Source organism: Amphritea atlantica, assembly GCF_900111095.1.
Classification (GTDB): domain Bacteria; phylum Pseudomonadota; class Gammaproteobacteria; order Pseudomonadales; family Balneatricaceae; genus Amphritea; species Amphritea atlantica.
This window is the reverse complement of sequence record NZ_FOGB01000014.1, coordinates 36281-54756: the sequence shown is the minus strand read 5'-3', so window position 1 is coordinate 54756 and position 18476 is coordinate 36281. Positions and strand designations below refer to the sequence as shown.

Here is an 18476-nt window from a genome sequence, read left to right as displayed (position 1 = left end):
CTCTGTTATGATTGCCAGCTATATTCCGATGAATTCAGTATAACCGGAGCAGACTTTGTCTAACGCGGAAAACTTTACCGATCTGGGGCTCGACCCCCGGCTTAGCACTATCCTCGCGCATCAGGGGATCACCGAGCCTACTGAGATCCAGGCTCAGGCTGTGCCAACGGCGATCACCGGGCATGACCTGATCGCGTCATCTAAGACCGGCTCCGGTAAAACCCTGGCCTATCTGTTGCCGACCATGCAACGTTTGATGCGCCAGAAAGCCCTCAGCAAAAAGGACCCACGGGCGCTGATTCTGGCCCCGACCCGGGAGCTGGCTAAACAGGTCTACGGGCAGCTGCGCAGTCTGATCAGCGGCTCTCCGTTTAAGGTGGCGCTGGTGCTGGGGGGAGAAAACTTCAACGATCAGGCTAAAGCGCTGGCGAAAAATCCCCATGTGGTGGTGGCAACTCCCGGACGACTGGTCAACCATCTGGATGAACGCTCTCTGTTTCTCGATGGCCTGGAACTATTGATTCTCGATGAAGCGGACCGGATGCTGGATCTGGGGTTTGCCGATCAGCTGAACCGGATTAATCAGACAGCCAGTCATCGTCTGCGGCAGACGCTGATGTTTTCCGCTACCCTGGAACACGCAGAGGTCAACAGCATGGCTAAAACGCTGTTGAAAGCGCCTAAACGGATCGCCATCGGGGCGGCTAATGCTGAACACGCTGATATCGAAAAGCGCTTTTATCTCACTGACCATCTGGATCATAAACAGGCTGTGTTAGAACGCATTCTCGACACTGAAACCTACCAGCAGGTGATTATCTTTACCGCCACCCGTGCCGATACTGAGCGACTGTCACTGTTGCTGTCGGGCAAGGGACTGAAAACTGCCGCTCTCAGTGGTGAGATGAGTCAGAGCGATCGCAATAAAATCATGGACAGTTTCAGCCGCGGCCAGCAGCAGGTGCTGATTACCACCGATGTCGCGTCCCGGGGGCTGGATCTGCTGCAGGTGTCGCTGGTGGTGAACTTTGATATGCCTAAACAGGCAGAAGAGTATGTGCACCGTATTGGCCGTACCGGTCGGGCCGGAGCCAAAGGTCTGGCTGTGTCACTGATCGGGCCGAAAGACTGGGACGCCTTCAAGCGGGTTGAAAGCTTTCTGCAACAGTCGGTTAAGTTCAGTGAGCTGGCCGGTTTAACGGCAAGCTTTAAAGGGATAAAAGAGGCACCTGCAGCAAAACCTGCCAGGCAGCAACAGAAAACGACTGAGGCACGACCCAAACGGGTTGTTAAAGCGCCTCAGGACCGCAAGAATCGCCGCGCTGCTAATCGACAGATTGTCTCCGACGATGGTATGGCTCCGTTGAAAAAGCGAAAAACCGATTAAGCCTGGCGTGTCTTCAGAAAACCAGCCGCTCAGAGCTGGTTTTTTTCACCCGGAAGAACCGGAATAATACCCTGAAAATCCGCCAGATTTTCTGCCTCAGCGAATGCCCTGATCTGAACACCGTTTTTTCCACATCGGTTAACTACCGCTACAGTACCTGAACTGCACCTCTCAAAGTGATGACAGAGCGCTTTGTAATACGTCGAACACCCTTAGTAATATAGAGTTATAACTTATGGGAGGGGACCCGGATGAAAAAAACAGGTGGTATTGTATTGGCTCTGTGTGCGATGGCATTCTCCGCGCCTGTCGTTCATGCTGGTGGCGCTGAGGTTTTTCAGGCCTGTGTTGAATGTCATGGTGCATCCGCTGAAAAGTCGGCTATGGGGAAATCACAGGTGATTCAGGGATGGCCTTCAAGCCAGATTGTCGATGCGCTGAATGGTTATAAAGCGGGTACCTATGGCGGTCCGCTGAAGGCGTTGATGAAAGTTCAGGTTGATAAACTCGATGCTGCTGCGATTCAGGATGTTGCGGAGCATATTTCCGGGCTGTAAGTGCGGCGGTGTTTTATAACCTGATTGAAGGTTTGTGTTTGCGCTTATATTTAAAACCTGTAAAAGCCGGCCAGAAAGCTGGCTTTTAATTTATATATCCTCCTGAAAATGCCCACTATTCGGCAAATAGATCTATGCTAAAGCGAAGGGAAGCAATTAGAGTTGATAAAATCTATCCTGATCCCGACGTGGCTAAACGGGAATTTAACCGTTAAATATTAAGCTATTGAGTATTAAATGATTGTCTTTACCTGATTCATAGAGAGTGTCAGGTTACAGGTTGGAACGCTTTTGCTGTTGGAGATATGGATGTTCAGAATAGCCCCCTGGCTAATCTTATTTATCAGTCTGGCTATGAGCCTGGTTCAAAGTGTATGGGGTTCAGCGTACGCGGCTGAATCTTCTCAGCAATCGGCCACATCTGAATTTTCCTGGCGAGATGATAACCTGAGTGCCACAGAGATCGCCTGGCTGCAGCAGCACCCACAGCTAAAACTCGGTATCGATCGCACATTTGCCCCCTACGAATGGGTCGATAATAACGGTGACTATACCGGTATATCAGCCGATTATTTTGCCCTGCTGGAACAGCGTCTTGGTGTTTCGTTTGTGCCCGTTACGGATAAACACTCCTGGGGTGAGGTGTTAAAAGCCGCCCGGAATGGAGAGTTTGATCTGATGTCCTGTATGGTCAAAACGGCAGAGCGAGAGACATATCTTGATTTCAGCCAACCCTACCTTTCCAGCACAGCCGTGATTATCAGTGAACAATCTAAAGGGTATATCGGAACACTGGACAAGTTGAAAGGTAAACGGGTTGCGATCCATAAGGGGCACTTTACCAATGAGTTGCTGCGGCGTGATTACCCTGAGATCACTATTATCAATCCGGCCACTATTCAGGATGCGCTCAGAATGGTTGCAGAGGGGGAGGCTGTTGCTTTTGTGGGGGATGCGACGGCTGCCGGGTTTGTAATGAAACAGGAGGGGATACTTAATCTGAGCTTTTCTGGCCACACGGACTATCAGAGTGATTTCCGCATTGGGGTCTATCGTGGCAATCCAATCCTGTCAGGGATTATTGAGAAAGCGCTGAATAGCATCACCGAGAACGAACGCAATCAGATCTTTGAGCACTGGGCAGGTCTTACAGTATCCCAGAATGGCATTGCGGTGGAAAAAATACTCAAAGTCAGCGGACTGGTTTTATTGGTATTGCTGTTTATTCTCTACTGGAACTTCCGTTTGTATCGCTCTGAAGAGGCGCATCGCAAGAGTGAAAAGCGTTTTAAAAACCTTGTCGATACGACCAATGGTATTGTCTGGGAAGCGGATCATGATACCTATACTTACACCTATATCAGTGACAATGTTGTCAGGGTGTTGGGTTATCCAATCGGCACCTGGTTTAAGCCCAATTTCTGGAAAGACCATATCCATCCTGATGATCGGGAGTGGGCGATTCGCTTTTGCGACGAAGCGGTCGCTGATCATCGTGATCATGAGTTTGAATACCGTTTTTTGACGGCAAATGGTGATATTGTCTGGCTTCGGGATATGGTCAATGTGGTGGTTGAAGATGGAAAACCCCGCTGGCTTCGTGGGTTGATGCTGGATATCACCGATCAGAAGATGGCCGATATGCTGATACGTCAGAGTGAAACTCGTTTCCGCGAACTGATCGAGAGCCTCCCGGCTATCGCAGTACAGGGGTATGACGAGAACCGCCAGGTGATCTACTGGAATGATGCCAGTGAAACGCTCTACGGTTATAGCCGGGAAGAGGCGCTGGGTCAGCCTCTTGAGGCGTTAATTATCCCTCAGGCGATGCGTGAGACGGTGATTCAGCTACATCATGACTGGCTGGAAAAGGGCCAGGAGATCCCCGCCTCTGAATTGGAGTTGCAACATAAAGATGGCAGTCTGGTACCGGTGTTCTCCAGCCATGTCATGCTACGCTCTGAAAATGACAGGCAGGAGATGTACTGTATCGATGTCAATCTGATCGAACAGAAACGTGCCCGGGCTGAACTGACCCGGATGGCGCATTACGATTCTCTGACCCATCTTCCCAACCGGCGTACGTTTACAGATCGCCTGTTACAAATGATGAAAAAAGCCGACAGGGAAGGCGAACAGGTCGCGGTGATGATGATCGACCTGGACCGCTTTAAAGAGGTGAATGACACACTCGGACACGACTATGGTGACCTTTTATTGCAGGGGGCTGCCAAACGGTTGCTCTCCTGTGTGCGGGAAACCGATACGGTTGCCCGTTTAGGGGGCGATGAGTTTCTGGTGATTCTGGGCAATATCGGTGATCTGTCTGTGATTGAGCGGGTAGCCGGAAATATATTACGGCAGTTGGGTGAGCCTTTTATTCTTAAGGATAATCGCTCTTTTGTCTCGGCGAGTATCGGTATTGCGCTTTACCCCAGCGATGCGATGACCCTGGAAGCACTGATGAAAAATGCTGACCAGGCCATGTATGCAGCCAAGGAGGAGGGACGTAACCGGTTCCACTATTTCACCCCCGAAATGGAGGCCGTGGCTCAGCAGCGCCGTCGTTTGTTGAATGAGTTGCGTGAAGCGCTCGATCTGCAGCAGTTTGAGGTTTATTACCAACCGATTCTTGATCTGCAAAATGGTCGTGTCGTCAAGGCAGAAGCGTTGCTGAGATGGAATCATCCCAGGGGACAGGTTTCACCACTGGACTTTATTCCGTTAGCGGAAGAGACCGGTCTGATTGTGGATATTGGCAACTGGGTGTTTGCTGAAGTGGTGCGTCAGTTGACGATCTGGCAGGCACGGTTCAATACCGAGCTGCAGGTGAGTGTGAATACTTCACCGGTGCAGTATCAGGATGACAATAGCAGCAAACCCAACTGGTTTGGTCATGTCCTCACGCACAATGGTGCGGCCAACCTGTGTGTCGAGATTACCGAAAGTTTGCTGATGGAGGCGGGCAGAGGTGTGGCAGATAAGCTGCTGCAGTTTCGTGATCAGGGGATCGAGGTGGCGCTTGATGATTTCGGTACCGGGTATTCTTCACTCGCTTATCTGAAACAGTTTCATATCGACTATCTTAAAATTGATCAGAGTTTTGTCTCCCATCTGACTTCGGGGTCTCAGGACCTGGTACTGTGTGAAGCGATTATCGTTATGGCGCATACCCTGGACATTAAAGTCATTGCTGAAGGTGTGGAAACGCCTGAACAGAAACAGATGTTACTCGATATTGGCTGTGATTTTGGCCAGGGGTATCTGTTTGGCCGACCGGTGCCTGCTAATGAATTTTCAGCTCGATGGCTAGAATCTCAGGTGATCAATGAGGTTGAATGAGGGAGAAGACGTTCACTAACGTTGCCGCTCCGGTCTCAGACTGGGAGTCATGTGTGGATTTTTTACTTCGACGCGATACAGGCGGGGAGTGAACAGTTAGCCTTACTATTCTGTGTAGCACTGAGGTTGTTGAGTTCATCGAGGCTGTCGCGGTAGGCTGGCTGATCCGGTGCGATGGCCACTGCACAGCTGATCGATTCGATCGCGGCAGCTGTGCAACCTGTTTGCATCAGCGTGTAAGCCAGATTATTCCAGCCTGCTGCGGGTGTATTGCTGTGGTTAATATAGCGGATGAAATAATCGGCAGCCGAGCGGTAATGTTTCCGCGCATAGTCGATATTACCCAGCCCCATCAGTGCGGTAGCGTTGTCGGGCCACTGCTTTAACGCGGTCTGATAGGCCCGGGCTGCCGCTTGCTGCAGCGCTGGGGTGTGCGAACCCAGTTGCTCAAGTTTATTGACGGCGGCGGTATAACGTAGCGGGGTGGCGGTTGCGGGTAGTTGGTCGGGGGACAGTATTACTCTGGCCCAGTGGTCTGCCCGTGACCAGGTTTTTTCAAACAGCGAGAGGTCGGTCGGATAGCGTTTGTCGGGGCCTGAGCGCAGCAGGATCTGTTGTGCATTCAGGTCATAACCGATAGCCACCGCGAAATGCCACTGGGGTAGCCAGCTGAACCCCAGATTTTGCATCACCAGTACCGGGTGTCCGGCATCCAGCTCCAATAATATATCGCTCACATCGGGCTTCAGAGGATAGACGATCAGGTTAAACTGCCGTGCCCTGGCTTCCATCTCAACCGCCAGAGTCCCCCCTTTTTTGGGTATATAAAGGGAAGGGCGCAGTTGTTCCGGAGTGGTTGTGATCTGGTTATAGGCCAGCATGGTTGCCAGTGAAGCGGGGCCGCACTGGTCATCCTGCTGTGGAAAATAGGCAAGTCCATCGATCTCTGTGACCCCCTGGATAGCAGGGTCCTCTGTTAATGAGTCGATTAGTCTCTGATTACTGCTACAGCCGGTTTGCAGCACTATTGCGGTCAGCAACAGTGCTGCAAACAGCTGAGTGGATAGCCGGTTAAGCAGCGTGTCAGCCCTGTTAGCGATTGATGCAGTGAACAAAGCTGAACAGGTCGGTGGCACAGAGCATATCGGTAATGACAAAAATCACAAACACCAGGCCGACTAACCCCAGAATACCTTCACCGGCAGGTTGCGAGGCCAGATTTGCGTTCAACTGGCTGATCTCATCCGGTGTCAGGCTGGCGACCCGTTGCTGAAGTTCCTGTGGATCAACTCCCATATCGACAAGCTGTTGTTGCAGTTCGGCCGATTCCAGCTTCTGTATCAGATCACTTTTAGTGTACTGCTGGTGTTCTGTCTGGATAATGGTCTCGGTTGAAACCATCGCGGCATTGGCGGTTACGCTTTGAAAACTCATCACAAGCATCAATGCGATAACCATCCTGCCGATCCAGGTACGCCTGAGAGTGTTGTGTAGCATCATGATCTATATCCTTTTATGGGCAGCTATTCCCCCCGGCACAGCGGCTTTATAATTAAACTGATCCAGCCGTTTAGCTAAATCACCTGAATTTACAAACAGTTGACCCTACCAGTGTAGCTCAGTTTGTAACAAGTAACGCGGTGAGTGTAATACACCCGAGCTTAAGGCAACAACCCGTAGTGGTAATGCGGCTGGTAACACCGGGTTGCAGGCATAAAAAAGCCAGCAGAGCGGCTGCTGGCTTTTTTTGTTTATTGCTGGGGTATACTTAGCCTGCAATGCCCTGCTTTTTCAGATATTCTTCGTAGCCACCGCGGAAGTCTGTCAGTCCATCTTCACGCATATCGATGATCCTGGTGGCCAGAGAGGAGACAAACTCCCGGTCGTGGCTGACAAAGATCAGCGTGCCGTCAAAGTTTTCCAGTGCCAGGTTGAGGGCTTCGATCGATTCCATATCCATATGGTTGGTCGGTTCGTCCATCAGCAGGATGTTGGGTTGTTGCAGAATTAGTTTACCCAGCAGCATCCGGCCTTTTTCACCCCCGGAAAGGACTTTCACCGATTTCTTAATTTCATTTTGTGAGAACAGCATACGTCCCAGAGAAGCCCTGATGACCTGTTCATCAGAGCCGGATTTGGTCCACTGGGCCATCCAGTCAAACAGGTTAATTTCATCAGCAAACTCGTGAGCGTGATCCTGGGCGTAATAACCGATATTGCTGTTTTCGGACCATTTTACCAAGCCACTATCCGCTTCAAGGTCGCCATGCAGCGTTTTCAGCAGGGTGGTTTTACCGATGCCGTTGGGGCCGATAATAGCGATCCGTTCACCCACTTCGACCATCATGCTGAGATCTTTAAACAGCGGTGCTTCACCATAGCCTTTGGCCAGCCCCTCAACCTCCAGCGCCAACCGGTGCAGTTTCTTCTCCTGGTCAAAGCGGATATAGGGGCTCTGACGGCTGGATGGCTTAATATCGTTGAGTTCGATTTTCTCAATCTGTCGTGCCCGGGAAGTGGCTTGCTTCGCTTTGGAGGCGTTTGCTGAGAAGCGGCTGACAAAGCTGCGCAGCTCGGCAATCTGGGCTTTTTTCTTGGCATTGTCTGACTGCAGACGCTCCTGCAGGGCTGTTGACGCGATCATGTAGTCGTCATAGTTGCCCGGATAAACCCGCAGTTCTCCGTAATCCAGGTCCGCCATATGGGTGCAGACCGAGTTGAGGAAGTGACGGTCGTGGGAGATGATGATCATGGTGCTGTTACGCTCGTTGAGCACCCCTTCCAGCCAGCGAATAGTGTTGATATCCAGGTTGTTGGTTGGTTCGTCCAGCAGCATGATATCCGGGTCGGCAAACAGTGCCTGAGCCAGTAATACCCGCAGTTTCCAGCCGGGTGCTACTTCACTCATCGGACCGAAATGCTGTTCTGTAGGAATGTCCAGCCCCAGCAGCAGCTCTCCGGCGCGGGATTCTGCGGTATAGCCGTCCAGTTCGGCGAACTCTACTTCAAGCTCAGCGACTTTGATGCCTTCCTCTTCGGTCATGTCGGGCAGGGCGTAGATACGATCCCGCTCCTGCTTAATCTCCCATAACTCCGCATGCCCCATGATCACCGTATCGATAACCGTGAACTCTTCGAAAGCAAACTGATCCTGACGTAGTTTACCGATCCGCTCATTGGGGTCCTTGCTGACGTTGCCGGAGGAGGGTTCCAGATCACCACCGAGAATCTTCATCAGGGTTGATTTACCACAACCGTTGGCGCCGATCAGGCCGTAACGGTTCCCCTCACCAAATTTAACAGAGATATTTTCGAACAGAGGCTTAGCGCCAAACTGCATAGTAATATTAGCGGTAGTCAGCAAAACAGGAGTCCATCAGTTATAACGTTGTGGTAAAAATAAGCGGACATATTGTCCCATAGATCAGCATGAATGTGTGTGAATAGCGTGTTTCTTTTTCATAATTTAATGTGGATACTGCATTGATTGTATAGCGGGTTGGATATATGGATAAAAAACAGCTTATAGCGCAGATCATCAGCCAGCTTCAGGCTGATCTGGATATGAATATTGCCGCTGCACATGAAGCCCGGGAGGCGGCCACCCATGAAGAGAGTGTGGCAGAAAATCAGTATGATACTCTGGGTCTGGAGGCGTCCTATCTTGCCCACGGGCAGTCTAAACGGGTGCAGGCGCTGGAGATCGATCTGACAGCCTACCGGGCTATGCCGCAGCGGGAAGTGACTGAAAATTCAGCCATCTCGCTGGGGACATTAGTGACCCTTGAAAATGAGGCGGGAGGGGTGAAACGATTGTTTTTAGGTCCTGCAGGCGGGGGAATTCAGGTGACTGATATGGTCGAAATTGTCACGGTTATTACGCCGCAATCACCTATAGGTCAGGCGTTAACCGGTCGCTATCGGGGGGATATTGTTACCCTTCCGCAGGGTGAATTTGAGATTACTGCGATGAGTTGATGGCGTATAATCCCGGCAACCGTTTCGCTGGGTGATTGTCAGTCCGGCAGCAGATTAAGGAATCCTCATGAGTGTTACCAAAGATAAAGTTGTGCAGTTTCACTACCACCTGACCGACGCAGATAACAGCGTTGAAGAAACCACACGCGGAGGCTCTCCCATGGCTTACCTGCATGGCCATAACAATATGATCAGTGGTCTCGAGAAGGTAATGGAGGGTAAAGCGGTAGGGGATACTTTTTCCGTCACCCTGACACCTCAGGAAGCCTACGGTGAGTTTCTGCCGGACTGTGAACAGCGTATTCCGGTAAAACATCTGCAGGGAGCAAAAAAGTGGCGTCCGGGGATGGTCGGTACTGTGCATACAGAGGAGGGACTGCGACAGGTTAAAGTGGTTAAGGTTGGAAAATTTATGGTGACGGTGGACAATAACCACCCGCTGGCGGGCAAAACCCTGACCTTCGATATCGAAATTGTTGATGTCCGTGATGCCTCAGCCGAGGAGATCGCTCACGGTCACGCCCATGGAGATGGCGGGCATCATCACTAAAACGCCGTTAAGAGCAGATCGCGGCTTAGCCGCTGGCTAGACGTCGCTTCGCGACTTGCTCGTAGCTAGAAAAAGCAAATTTATTTCAAGATTTTTATCTGTTTTGATCTTTTTCTAACAAGGAAAACGCAGTTTTCCGTCTAGCAGGGGCCGCAGGCCCCGTTCTGGCAAGCGACGATGTCGCGTCTGTTTTTTGATTTAGCCGCACAATATCCCCGATAGAGAAATTCTAATGGCTCCCTTCTGAAATCTGATTGATACTCGTTGGTAAATCAGATCAGGGGGAACTATGAAAACTGAACGTTTGGAATTTACCGGCCATGATGGCTCAATACTGGCGGCAAGTCTTGATCTGCCGGTGGGTAAGCCCAGTGCTTACGCGTTGTTTGCCCACTGTTTTACCTGTTCCAAAGATTTGCAGGCTTCACGGCGTATTGCACAGCGGCTGGCGTCGTTAGGGATTGCGGTGTTGCGATTTGATTTTACCGGATTGGGCCACTCTCAGGGAGAGTTTGCCAATACCAGCTTTAGCTCAAATATGCAGGATCTGTTGCTGGCGGTTGATTTTCTCCGGGAGCACTATACTGCGCCCCAGTTACTGATAGGTCACTCTCTGGGAGGGGCTGCCATTCTCGCTATTGCTGCTGAGGTTCCTGAGGCTAAAGCGGTGGTCACTATCGGTGCACCTGCCGATCCGCAGCATGTGCTGCACAACCTGGGGGATCAACTGGGTGAGATCTGCACTGAAGGAGAGGCCCGGGTTAATCTGGCTGGACGGGAGTTTACTATCAAACGGCGGTTTGTAGATGATATCGCCTCGGTTTCTCTGGAGCAGGCTGTTAAAGGTTTGCGTAAGGCGTTGCTGGTGATGCATGCACCGCTGGATACGGTGGTCGGGCTGGATAATGCTGCACGGATCTTCCAGATGGCTAAGCATCCGAAAAGCTTTGTTACACTGGATTCTGCTGATCATCTGTTGAGCGAGAAGAAAGATGCTGATTATGCGGCTGAGCTGATATCCACCTGGGCGCAGCGCTATATCGATATTCAGGTTTTACCTAAGTATATCAATGCACCGGAAGGCATTATCCGGGTAAGTGAGGCTGATCCTGATGGTTTTACTCAGGATATCAGCGTAGCCGGTCATCATCTGGTTGCGGATGAACCGGTCAGCTATGGCGGCAACTATCTGGGCCCGAGTCCCTATCAACTGGTGGCTGCCGGTCTGGGTGCCTGTACCTCTATGACGATCAGAATGTACGCCCGGCAAAAAAAGATTCCGCTGCAACACGTTCAGGTGGATGTATCACACGCTAAAGTTCATGCTGACGACTGTGCTTCCTGTGACACTGTTAACGGTAAAGTCGATCAGTTTGAACGGCTGATTACCCTGACCGGCGAACTGTCAGACGAGCAGCGTCAACGCTTGCTTGAAATTGCTGATCGCTGCCCAGTGCATAAAACCCTTGAAGGGGAGATCAGCATTGTCACCCGGTTAACAGGTTCCCGGGTTGAATAGGCATCCGGTTCTGACGCGCAGAATGCGCTACACTTAAGAACATCCTGGAATTTTGTAGGCGGGGACTGTATTTTGGAAGGCGATTTAGAAAATTTCCTTCATATTCTGGATTGTCTGCCAGTGGCTGCAATGGTGATGATGTTCAACGAAGATTCACTGAGAGAGCCGGGTCGGCAGAGCATTGTCTACGTCAATCAAAAATATCATCAATTGATCGGTTATCCTCTTGAGCTGATGCCCAGCCATCAAGACGGAATGGTGGTCGCTCCTTCTGAGGCTCAGCCGCAGGAAAAGCTGTTGCTGTTTTGCCGCAGTATTGGCCAGCAGCTCAGGGAAACACAGGATAGCGTCCAGGCGCGGTTACAGGTCCGTTGCGGTGATGGCGACGAGCGTGATTTTCAGGTGACGGGTGTTAGCTGCACAGTTATTCAGGATCATTATCTGATCACTTTTCAGGAGGTAACCCGCTTTACTGCTGAGATTGAACAACTGAAGCAGCAGTCAGAGATTGATCAGTTGACCGGCGTTTTTAATCAGCACCATCTGCTCAGAAGGCTTACCGCAGAGGTTGAGCGGGCCCAGTCGAGCGGTACAGGTTTTACCCTGATGATGTTTGATCTCGATTTTTTTAAGGATGTGAATGATCACTATGGTCATAACTGTGGTGACCAGGTGTTAATCACCACCGTTGATATTATCCGCACAGCGCTGAGCGGTGTTGATTGTCTGGCCCGCTGGAATGGCGCTGATTTTGTCGTGTTGATGCGTGAAGATAACCCGGGAATCGCCCGGCAGGTGATTCAGAAAGCCTGGCAGGGGGTGCGTGCACATACCTTTTGCTGGCAGGATTCAACCTTTGCCATGACCACAACCGTGGGGCTGACCACCTACCGGCGGGGGGATACTCCTGAGTCGATTCTGGACCGTGCAGATCTTGCATTAAAGCGGGGTAAACGGGTGGGTGGCGACTTTATATTTGTTGATGACAGTGGCTGAAAATACCGTCTATTCAGTCATTTATCTAATCTGACACTGTATTTTTAAGGTGAAAAAATTAACCCCACTGCTGCAGTTCAAGAGCTTTGTGGCGGATTTTTTCCATCAGACCCAGCAGTTGATGCAGCTCCTCATCTGAGAGTGCCGAGAGGATAAACGCTTCCCGGGCCAGTATCAGCGGTACAAGTTTTTTGTAGATTCCCCTGCCTTTTTCAGTCAGGCTGAGCCGGGTGTAACGGCGGTCATCATGGTCTTCCTGCTGATGTATCAACTCTGAATCTCTCAGCCGTGAGATAGTGCGGCTGACCTGCATCTTTTCGAGATTGCAGTGAGCTGCTATCTCTTTTGCAGACATCGCATTTGTATTGCCAAGCGCAGCCATGATCCGCCACTCCTGACGATTGAGATTGAAACGGCCAGAGTAGAGCTGGGATATTGACTGGCTGACCGCTGTGTCCAGGGTTGCTAACTGGTAGGGAAAATAATGGCTCAGATCCAGATGCTGTTCTTTAGTGTCCTGAGTGGCATGTTTATCGTTCACTAAGGTATATCTCTAATGGGCCAAAAATAACATTTATTTTATATGGTTATTATAGAAAAAGACAATTTCCAGTTATTGAATAATCAAACTTTCTTTAATTTACATCATAAAAACAGTGAGTTATTGATAGAGACTTACGTCCTGATAATAGTCACGGCTGTTACCTGTCTGGCCTGTACTGTAGTGAAATGCTACTTTGGGGATAACTAAAACCTAATAATAACAATTAACTATGAGAGGCTTTGTCATGATTCAGATTGAACAGATACATCACGTTGCATACCGTTGCAACGATGCGAAAGAGACCGTGGAGTTTTATAAAGATGTGCTGAATATGGACTTTCTTGTCGCGATAGCGGAAGACCGTGTCCCCTCTACCAAAGAGCCTGATCCCTATATGCATCTGTTTCTGGATGCCGGAAACGGCAACATTCTGGCGTTTTTTGAGCTGCCAACTAAGCCAAAAATGGACCGGGATCAGAATACTCCGGCGTGGGTGCAGCATATCGCTTTCCGGGTAAAAGATGAGGCCGCCTTACTGGCCGCAAAAGCAGAGATTGAGTCAAAAGGGATCAGCGTTATCGGACCTACCGAGCATGGTATTATTCGTTCAATCTACTTTTTTGATCCGAATGGTCATCGTCTCGAGCTGACTTATGTGAAAGGCACTGATGAACAGATGAGCGAACTGAAACGGGTTGCACCGCTAATGCTGGAGGAGTGGTCCCGGACTAAGAAGGCACCGAAACATGCGGCCTGGTTGCATGAAGAGGAGTTTAACGGCCTGGATTAAGCCAGCTGCTGTTGCAAGAAATGGAGGCCCAGCCTCCGTTTCTTATGATCGCTCTTTACTGCGACCCCGTCGCTCCAGCCATTTGACGCTGTGGTTACAATGGGGGCAACGGTCGAGCAGCACCGCATCGATCTCCTGACGTAACTGGTTCAGGTCGCGACTAACGTCCTGTTCCATCTTACGGTCTATATTGGCGTGAAGAATATGGGCGGCATCTTCTTTACTGATACCCAGGGTTTCCCGCATCTGGTTCAGAGCTTTATGCTCAATCGAGTCAATTTCACCGTCCTGAAGTGCCAGGTTCACCATTTTTTCATAGGTCCTGCGTCGTTCCCGAATCGCCTCGCTAAATCCCGACGCCAGCAAACCGGCGGGGAGGGCAACGATGCCAAGGCTCATGATACTGATTATCGAAGCCATGATCTTACCCATCACAGTAATGGGAATAACATCGCCATAGCCTAAGGTTGTCATGGTGACGATAGCCCACCACATGGCCGCGGGAATACTGCTGAAAGCTTCGGGCTGGGCATGATGCTCTGCAAAATAGATCAGGCTGGAAGCAACAATGATCAGCATAAACAGCACAAACAGTGCTGCGCTGATAGATCGGGCTTCCCGCTGTAACACCTGCAATAACAATGACATCGAGGAGGAGTAGCGGGTGAGTTTAAAAACCCGCAACAGACGTAACACCCGCATGAAGCGAAGGTCTACAACCAGCATCATACTCAGATAAAATGGCAGAATAACGATCAGATCAATCAGCGCCAATGGGGTCAGCATATAACGCAGTCGCCCCCAAACCGGATGCTTATGGGCTATCTTTTCATCCTCTACACAGCTCCACACCCGCGCTACATATTCAATGCTGAATACAATAACCGAAAAGACTTCAAACCAGTAAAACCATTGATGTTCCAGGGCCGTAATGGCTGGCAGGGTTTCCAGTATAACGAACAGTACATTCAGTGAGATCAGCAGGATCAGGAAAATATCAACAATTTTTCCCAGCGTGTGCTGCTTATTGCCGATATCGAGAATTTCGTATGTTAGTTTGCGTCTGGAGATCATGTGAAACCTGATAAAAGTTGAGCTGATGCGCCATAGTATCGGCAAAAGAACTTGATTTTAAAGTATTTAACCTCCCGAACTGGGTTTTCCATGGATGCAGACAGAAACAGTGCTGGTGACAGGGAGGGATTATTACGGTTTCTGTCTGCGTTGCGTCCCGGCGTTTTAATGACCCGAGAACGGACTGCGCTCAAAGTGAGCGACACCACTGTTCAGTTTTTAATGGATCAAGCTGTAAGCTCAAAGAGGTATTACAGATAATCTTCTGTACTGCTTCTGTGGTGAGGCTGTTGCCGGGCAGTTCTAGCATCTTGTAACCATGGCTGTTGTCACGCTGACGAAATTCGATATAGAGAAACAGATGTTCCCGCGACTGGCGTTTGCCCTGGGTGATCCAGTAACGAATATTGCACTGATAATGGCTGTGCCAGCAACAGGCAGGTGAGTTGAGTTTAACCCAGCGGATGGCCGCAACAGTTTCCGTACGGGGTGATTCTGAATAGATATGTGCTTCAAACATGGATCTGCTCCCATTCTCATGAGAGCTGACGTTGATACGTGGGGGTTACCTGATTTTTGTCGGTAATGACCACATCGTTTTGCTGCTGTTTGCTACAGCGGTCAAAACAACCACCTTGCCCAGGCAGGCAGGTTGGCGAGGACGTCAGCCCTTCTCTTGATGTAAAAAATTAACTGACAAACATTCTAAATCAGAGGTATTTCCAGTGCAATGCCAGCAGCTGTTTTTCTTGATATTAGCGTTGCTCTGTTTAACGTTTCAGGGTCAGGGTGTCGCCGCGCTGAATCAGTTCCAGGTGCTGCAAAAAACTCATTCCCAGTAGTACCGTTTCCCCCTGCATATGTGGATTGATGTGGGCAGATACATCTGCCAGCGACAACCCTCCCAGTGCGACAGAATCCAGCCGGGTGTCATAAACCTTAATGGTGCCATTAGCGGTGCTGGCATATGAGACTCTGCCGGGTGTTAGCCGGAGTGTATCGGCCAGCCTTCCGGGGATGCTGATGTCGGTGGCGCCAGTATCAAGCAGAAATTGAACCGGCTGGCCATTGATGGTTCCGGGGGCCACATAATGCCCCTGACGATTGCGTTGCAGCACGACAGGCTGATTGTTGTCTGAAACCTGCAATGCGTGGTTGGGGTCATTCTGCTGTAGCAGGCGGCCCTGAAAAATCAGATAGAACACCCCCAGCAGCGTAATCCAGGTGAGATGGGCAAAGAGTCGGCCAACAAAGTGCCGGCTGCTATCCTGTTTCATATTGCTCCTGTATATTAGGTCTGACTATAGACTTTAGTCTGATGTGGGCGGTAGATCTTGTCTCCCCTCTCTGTGTCAGACGCCAGAGAATATAGCCGGTTCATTTTTAGCATATGCGAGCCGAAAAAGGATAGCCTTAGTGTCAGGTTGATCTGAGTTATTAACCGAGAGAGTAGATGGGAGAGAGATAGTGCTGTTTCATTCACAGCGGCAGATGATTGCCGATGAAGTTCACGCCCGGCCATTTCAGCAGCTGAGTCCACCGCTAAAAGTACTGCATTTTGCTCTGATGCTGGGGGATAAAGGGATCGCCGAGGTGCGTGATGATATCTCTGCGTTTTTTCTCCGGTGTGGCGGGCAGGCTATGGAGCCGGAAGCCAGCTTCTGTTACCAGCAACTTGAATCACTGGCGCTACGCTGGGAAGCGCATACTGAGTTTTATACCCTGACCCTGTATCAGAATCAGCTGGATAGCCGCTGGCAGCAGACCTTAGCGGGCTTGCCGGAAAACTGGAGTGATCAGCTTCCCGGCGAGCTGATCACCGGGGTGCAGATACAGGTCATGGAGCCTTCCGCCGAAGGCGATGAGGAGAGGGCGCGGGAGCTGTTCAGGAATCATCAACTGATCGGTTCCCGGGTGATGCGTGGCGCTGCCCGGGTGTGGACCGATTTTCGTGCCGAAGGTGAGTTCTATCTGGACCGGATATTGGTGAAAAATATACATATGCATGGCTATCAGTGTGGCCGGCTGATACAGCGTCTCTGCGAAATCGACACCTATCGTGCAGTCGCCCTGCTAGGCCTGGAACCCGCCCGCGAGACCATGAGAAAAGTGTCCCGGCTTGACCGGGAGCTGGCCGAGATAACCCTGAAACTAAGTGCGCTGGATAAGGGGGATGAGTCCGAGACACTGGATGCTTTGATGTCACTGTCGGCCCAGGCAGAAGAGATCTCAGCAGATACGGTAAACCGGTTTTCAGCATCCGATGCCTATTATGCTCTTGTGAGAATGAGAATCTCAGAGCTGGAGGAGATCCGTATCGAGGGCCTGCAAACTCTGGAGCAGTTTATTGAGCGAAGGGTCGACCCGGCGATGCGTACCTGGCAGGCTGCGGCCCAGCGGCTTGAGCGTTTGTCTCAACGTATAGCCCGCTCCAGTGATCTGCTGCGTTCACGGGTGGATCTGTCAACCGAGCAGAAAATTCACGGGCTGCTCAGCTCGATGAATAAACGTACCCGCCGGCAGCTGAATCTGCAGGCAAAGCTGGAAACCTTCTCCATTATTGTCGTCACCTACTATGTTTTTGACCTGGTGGAGCGCACCATTCGCCATCTGACTTCAGGCGAGCCCCGCGATATGGCGATCCACTGGTTGAGTTACTCTCTGCCTGCCGTTGTTTTGCTGGTCTGGTGGTATGTACGGCGTATTACCAAAGAGTTCGAATCGGATGATTAATGGTTGTTTTTTAAACATATTCTTCATTGCATAGCGGTAGTTTTCAGTCTTGTCTGCAATCCTGTTTGCATCTGCCGGACAGGCTGTTATACTGCGCGCCTGTCTCGTTCGAGACGACCTTGAGTGGTCACGTTATGGTGGCTCCATTGGTCCTCCCGCAACGATAAGCCGTGAACCTGGTCAGGCCCGGAAGGGAGCAGCCACAGCGGTGGATTCGTGTGCCGGGATGTGGCTGGTGGGGCCGCCCCCAATCTCTCATATCTTACTTTCTTAGTACTGCCAATTTTTGCGGTTGTCTTTACGCGCATAGTTATTTCCTATTCAGAAATGTAGATCCGGAAGGGAGCAGGCTAACCCCTGCGAGGCGGTGGATGCGTGTGCTGGGATGTGGCTGGTGGGGCCGCCCCCAATACCTTCCATATCATTTTTTTTATACTGCAGTTTTTTGTAGCTGTGTTTGTGTTATCAATCGTTTTCGACTCATAAGTATCGGTCCGGAAGGGAGCAGGCTAACTCCTGCGAGGCGGTGGATGCGTGTGCCGGGATGTGGCTGGTGGGGCCGCCCCCAATCTCCCATGTCTTCTCTTTTAAGCACTGCAAACTTTATTGCGGCTGTATTTGTGTGCTCGATCGGTTCCAGTTCAAAATGTCGACCTGCTAAGGGAGCAGGCTAACCCCTGCGAGGCGGTGGACGCGTGTGCCGGGATGTGGCTGGTGGAGCTGCCCCCAATCTCCCATATTTTACGCTTAAAGCTAAAGCACTCGCCTTTTTGCGATCGTATCTGTGCATAGTCGTTTTCGGCTCAGAAATGTAGGCCCGGAAGGACGCAGGCTAACCCCTGCGAGGCGATGGACGCGTATGCCGGGATGTGGCTGGTGGAGCTGCCCCCAATCTCTTCATCTCATTTCCTGATTAAACGCTCTCTATTTTCGTTTAACAGAGGTTTGATAGTTATTTATTCAATATTTCTCTTACTATTACTCAAAATCACACCTTCACATCCCT

At 50.6% G+C, this 18476-nt stretch carries 16 protein-coding genes, 1 other RNA gene and 1 riboswitch; of the genes, 10 read left to right on the top strand and 7 right to left on the bottom strand.

Going from position 1 to position 18476, the window contains the following annotated elements:
- Positions 1–55 precede the first annotated feature (55 nt).
- The 3 genes from BMY09_RS17950 (at position 56) to BMY09_RS17940 (ending at position 5286) form a co-directional block, all read left to right on the top strand.
- Positions 56–1387: a DEAD/DEAH box helicase gene (locus tag BMY09_RS17950; RefSeq protein ID WP_091360994.1), complete on the top strand. Its 1332-nt coding sequence runs from the start codon at positions 56–58 to the stop codon at positions 1385–1387.
- Between the two features lie 251 nt (positions 1388–1638).
- Positions 1639–1944, top strand: a complete 306-nt coding sequence (locus BMY09_RS17945; RefSeq protein ID WP_091360992.1) for a c-type cytochrome — start codon at positions 1639–1641, stop codon at positions 1942–1944.
- A gap of 309 nt (positions 1945–2253) precedes the next feature.
- On the top strand, positions 2254–5286 hold the full coding sequence (locus tag BMY09_RS17940; protein ID WP_091360989.1) for an EAL domain-containing protein: 3033 nt from the start codon (positions 2254–2256) through the stop codon (positions 5284–5286).
- A gap of 62 nt (positions 5287–5348) precedes the next feature.
- Here the strand turns inward: BMY09_RS17940 and BMY09_RS17935 are convergent, their stop codons facing one another.
- The 3 genes from BMY09_RS17935 to BMY09_RS17925 all read right to left on the bottom strand — a co-directional run bounded on the left by BMY09_RS17935 (position 5349) and on the right by BMY09_RS17925 (position 8650).
- On the bottom strand, positions 5349–6401 hold the full coding sequence (locus BMY09_RS17935) for a PA2778 family cysteine peptidase (RefSeq protein ID WP_091360986.1): 1053 nt from the start codon (positions 6399–6401) through the stop codon (positions 5349–5351).
- On the bottom strand, positions 6379–6786 hold the full coding sequence (locus BMY09_RS17930; RefSeq protein ID WP_091360984.1) for a PA2779 family protein: 408 nt from the start codon (positions 6784–6786) through the stop codon (positions 6379–6381). The genes BMY09_RS17935 and BMY09_RS17930 overlap by 23 nt, the downstream gene beginning before the upstream one ends.
- A 268-nt stretch (positions 6787–7054) precedes the next feature.
- A complete protein-coding gene (locus BMY09_RS17925; protein ID WP_091360982.1) occupies positions 7055–8650 on the bottom strand; it encodes an ABC-F family ATPase in 1596 nt (531 codons plus the stop codon).
- Between the two features lie 143 nt (positions 8651–8793).
- On the opposite strand from BMY09_RS17925, the gene BMY09_RS17920 reads away from it, so the two are divergent.
- From BMY09_RS17920 to BMY09_RS17905, 4 genes are all read left to right on the top strand, one after another.
- Positions 8794–9264, top strand: coding sequence for a transcription elongation factor GreAB (locus tag BMY09_RS17920; RefSeq protein WP_091360980.1), 471 nt, complete (start codon positions 8794–8796; stop codon positions 9262–9264).
- A gap of 67 nt (positions 9265–9331) precedes the next feature.
- Positions 9332–9814, top strand: a complete 483-nt coding sequence (locus BMY09_RS17915) for an FKBP-type peptidyl-prolyl cis-trans isomerase (protein ID WP_091360978.1) — start codon at positions 9332–9334, stop codon at positions 9812–9814.
- Positions 9815–10103: 289 nt separating this feature from the next.
- A complete protein-coding gene (locus BMY09_RS17910) occupies positions 10104–11333 on the top strand; it encodes a bifunctional alpha/beta hydrolase/OsmC family protein (protein ID WP_091360976.1) in 1230 nt (409 codons plus the stop codon).
- A 72-nt stretch (positions 11334–11405) separates the two neighbouring features.
- Complete coding sequence (locus tag BMY09_RS17905) at positions 11406–12329, top strand: sensor domain-containing diguanylate cyclase (protein ID WP_139203217.1); 924 nt, start codon at positions 11406–11408, stop codon at positions 12327–12329.
- A 58-nt stretch (positions 12330–12387) separates the two neighbouring features.
- Here BMY09_RS17905 and BMY09_RS17900 read toward each other — a convergent pair whose 3' ends face one another.
- Positions 12388–12870: a MarR family winged helix-turn-helix transcriptional regulator gene (locus BMY09_RS17900; RefSeq protein ID WP_091360971.1), complete on the bottom strand. Its 483-nt coding sequence runs from the start codon at positions 12868–12870 to the stop codon at positions 12388–12390.
- Between the two features lie 247 nt (positions 12871–13117).
- On the opposite strand from BMY09_RS17900, the gene BMY09_RS17895 reads away from it, so the two are divergent.
- The gene (locus BMY09_RS17895) at positions 13118–13663 is read left to right on the top strand and encodes a VOC family protein (protein ID WP_091360968.1); all 546 of its coding nucleotides are present in this window, start codon (positions 13118–13120) and stop codon (positions 13661–13663) included.
- 42 nt (positions 13664–13705) lie between these two features.
- Here BMY09_RS17895 and BMY09_RS17890 read toward each other — a convergent pair whose 3' ends face one another.
- From BMY09_RS17890 to BMY09_RS17880, 3 genes are all read right to left on the bottom strand, one after another.
- The gene (locus tag BMY09_RS17890; RefSeq protein WP_091360966.1) at positions 13706–14737 is read right to left on the bottom strand and encodes an ion transporter; all 1032 of its coding nucleotides are present in this window, start codon (positions 14735–14737) and stop codon (positions 13706–13708) included.
- A gap of 190 nt (positions 14738–14927) precedes the next feature.
- A complete protein-coding gene (locus BMY09_RS17885) occupies positions 14928–15257 on the bottom strand; it encodes a hypothetical protein (protein WP_091360962.1) in 330 nt (109 codons plus the stop codon).
- Between the two features lie 42 nt (positions 15258–15299).
- Positions 15300–15425, bottom strand: a riboswitch (SAM-I-IV-variant riboswitch).
- Between the two features lie 82 nt (positions 15426–15507).
- Positions 15508–16014 (bottom strand): retropepsin-like aspartic protease family protein, encoded by a 507-nt coding sequence (locus BMY09_RS17880; RefSeq protein ID WP_091360960.1) that lies wholly within the window; start codon positions 16012–16014, stop codon positions 15508–15510.
- Positions 16015–16204: 190 nt separating this feature from the next.
- On the opposite strand from BMY09_RS17880, the gene BMY09_RS17875 reads away from it, so the two are divergent.
- Both BMY09_RS17875 and ffs read left to right on the top strand, forming a co-directional pair.
- Positions 16205–17470, top strand: coding sequence for a DUF3422 family protein (locus BMY09_RS17875; RefSeq protein ID WP_091360957.1), 1266 nt, complete (start codon positions 16205–16207; stop codon positions 17468–17470).
- 144 nt (positions 17471–17614) lie between these two features.
- An RNA gene (gene ffs / locus BMY09_RS17870) (signal recognition particle sRNA small type) lies at positions 17615–17711 on the top strand.
- Positions 17712–18476 lie beyond the last annotated feature (765 nt).

Coding starts and splice junctions, on each gene's coding strand:
- BMY09_RS17945 (WP_091360992.1), top strand. CDS start 1,639: ATGAAAAAAACAGGTGGTATTGTATTGGCTCTGTGTGCGATGGCATTC.
- BMY09_RS17940 (WP_091360989.1), top strand. CDS start 2,254: ATGTTCAGAATAGCCCCCTGGCTAATCTTATTTATCAGTCTGGCTATG.
- BMY09_RS17930 (WP_091360984.1), bottom strand. CDS start 6,786: ATGATGCTACACAACACTCTCAGGCGTACCTGGATCGGCAGGATGGTT.
- BMY09_RS17920 (WP_091360980.1), top strand. CDS start 8,794: ATGGATAAAAAACAGCTTATAGCGCAGATCATCAGCCAGCTTCAGGCT.
- BMY09_RS17915 (WP_091360978.1), top strand. CDS start 9,332: ATGAGTGTTACCAAAGATAAAGTTGTGCAGTTTCACTACCACCTGACC.
- BMY09_RS17910 (WP_091360976.1), top strand. CDS start 10,104: ATGAAAACTGAACGTTTGGAATTTACCGGCCATGATGGCTCAATACTG.
- BMY09_RS17895 (WP_091360968.1), top strand. CDS start 13,118: ATGATTCAGATTGAACAGATACATCACGTTGCATACCGTTGCAACGAT.
- BMY09_RS17890 (WP_091360966.1), bottom strand. CDS start 14,737: ATGATCTCCAGACGCAAACTAACATACGAAATTCTCGATATCGGCAAT.
- BMY09_RS17885 (WP_091360962.1), bottom strand. CDS start 15,257: ATGTTTGAAGCACATATCTATTCAGAATCACCCCGTACGGAAACTGTT.
- BMY09_RS17880 (WP_091360960.1), bottom strand. CDS start 16,014: ATGAAACAGGATAGCAGCCGGCACTTTGTTGGCCGACTCTTTGCCCAT.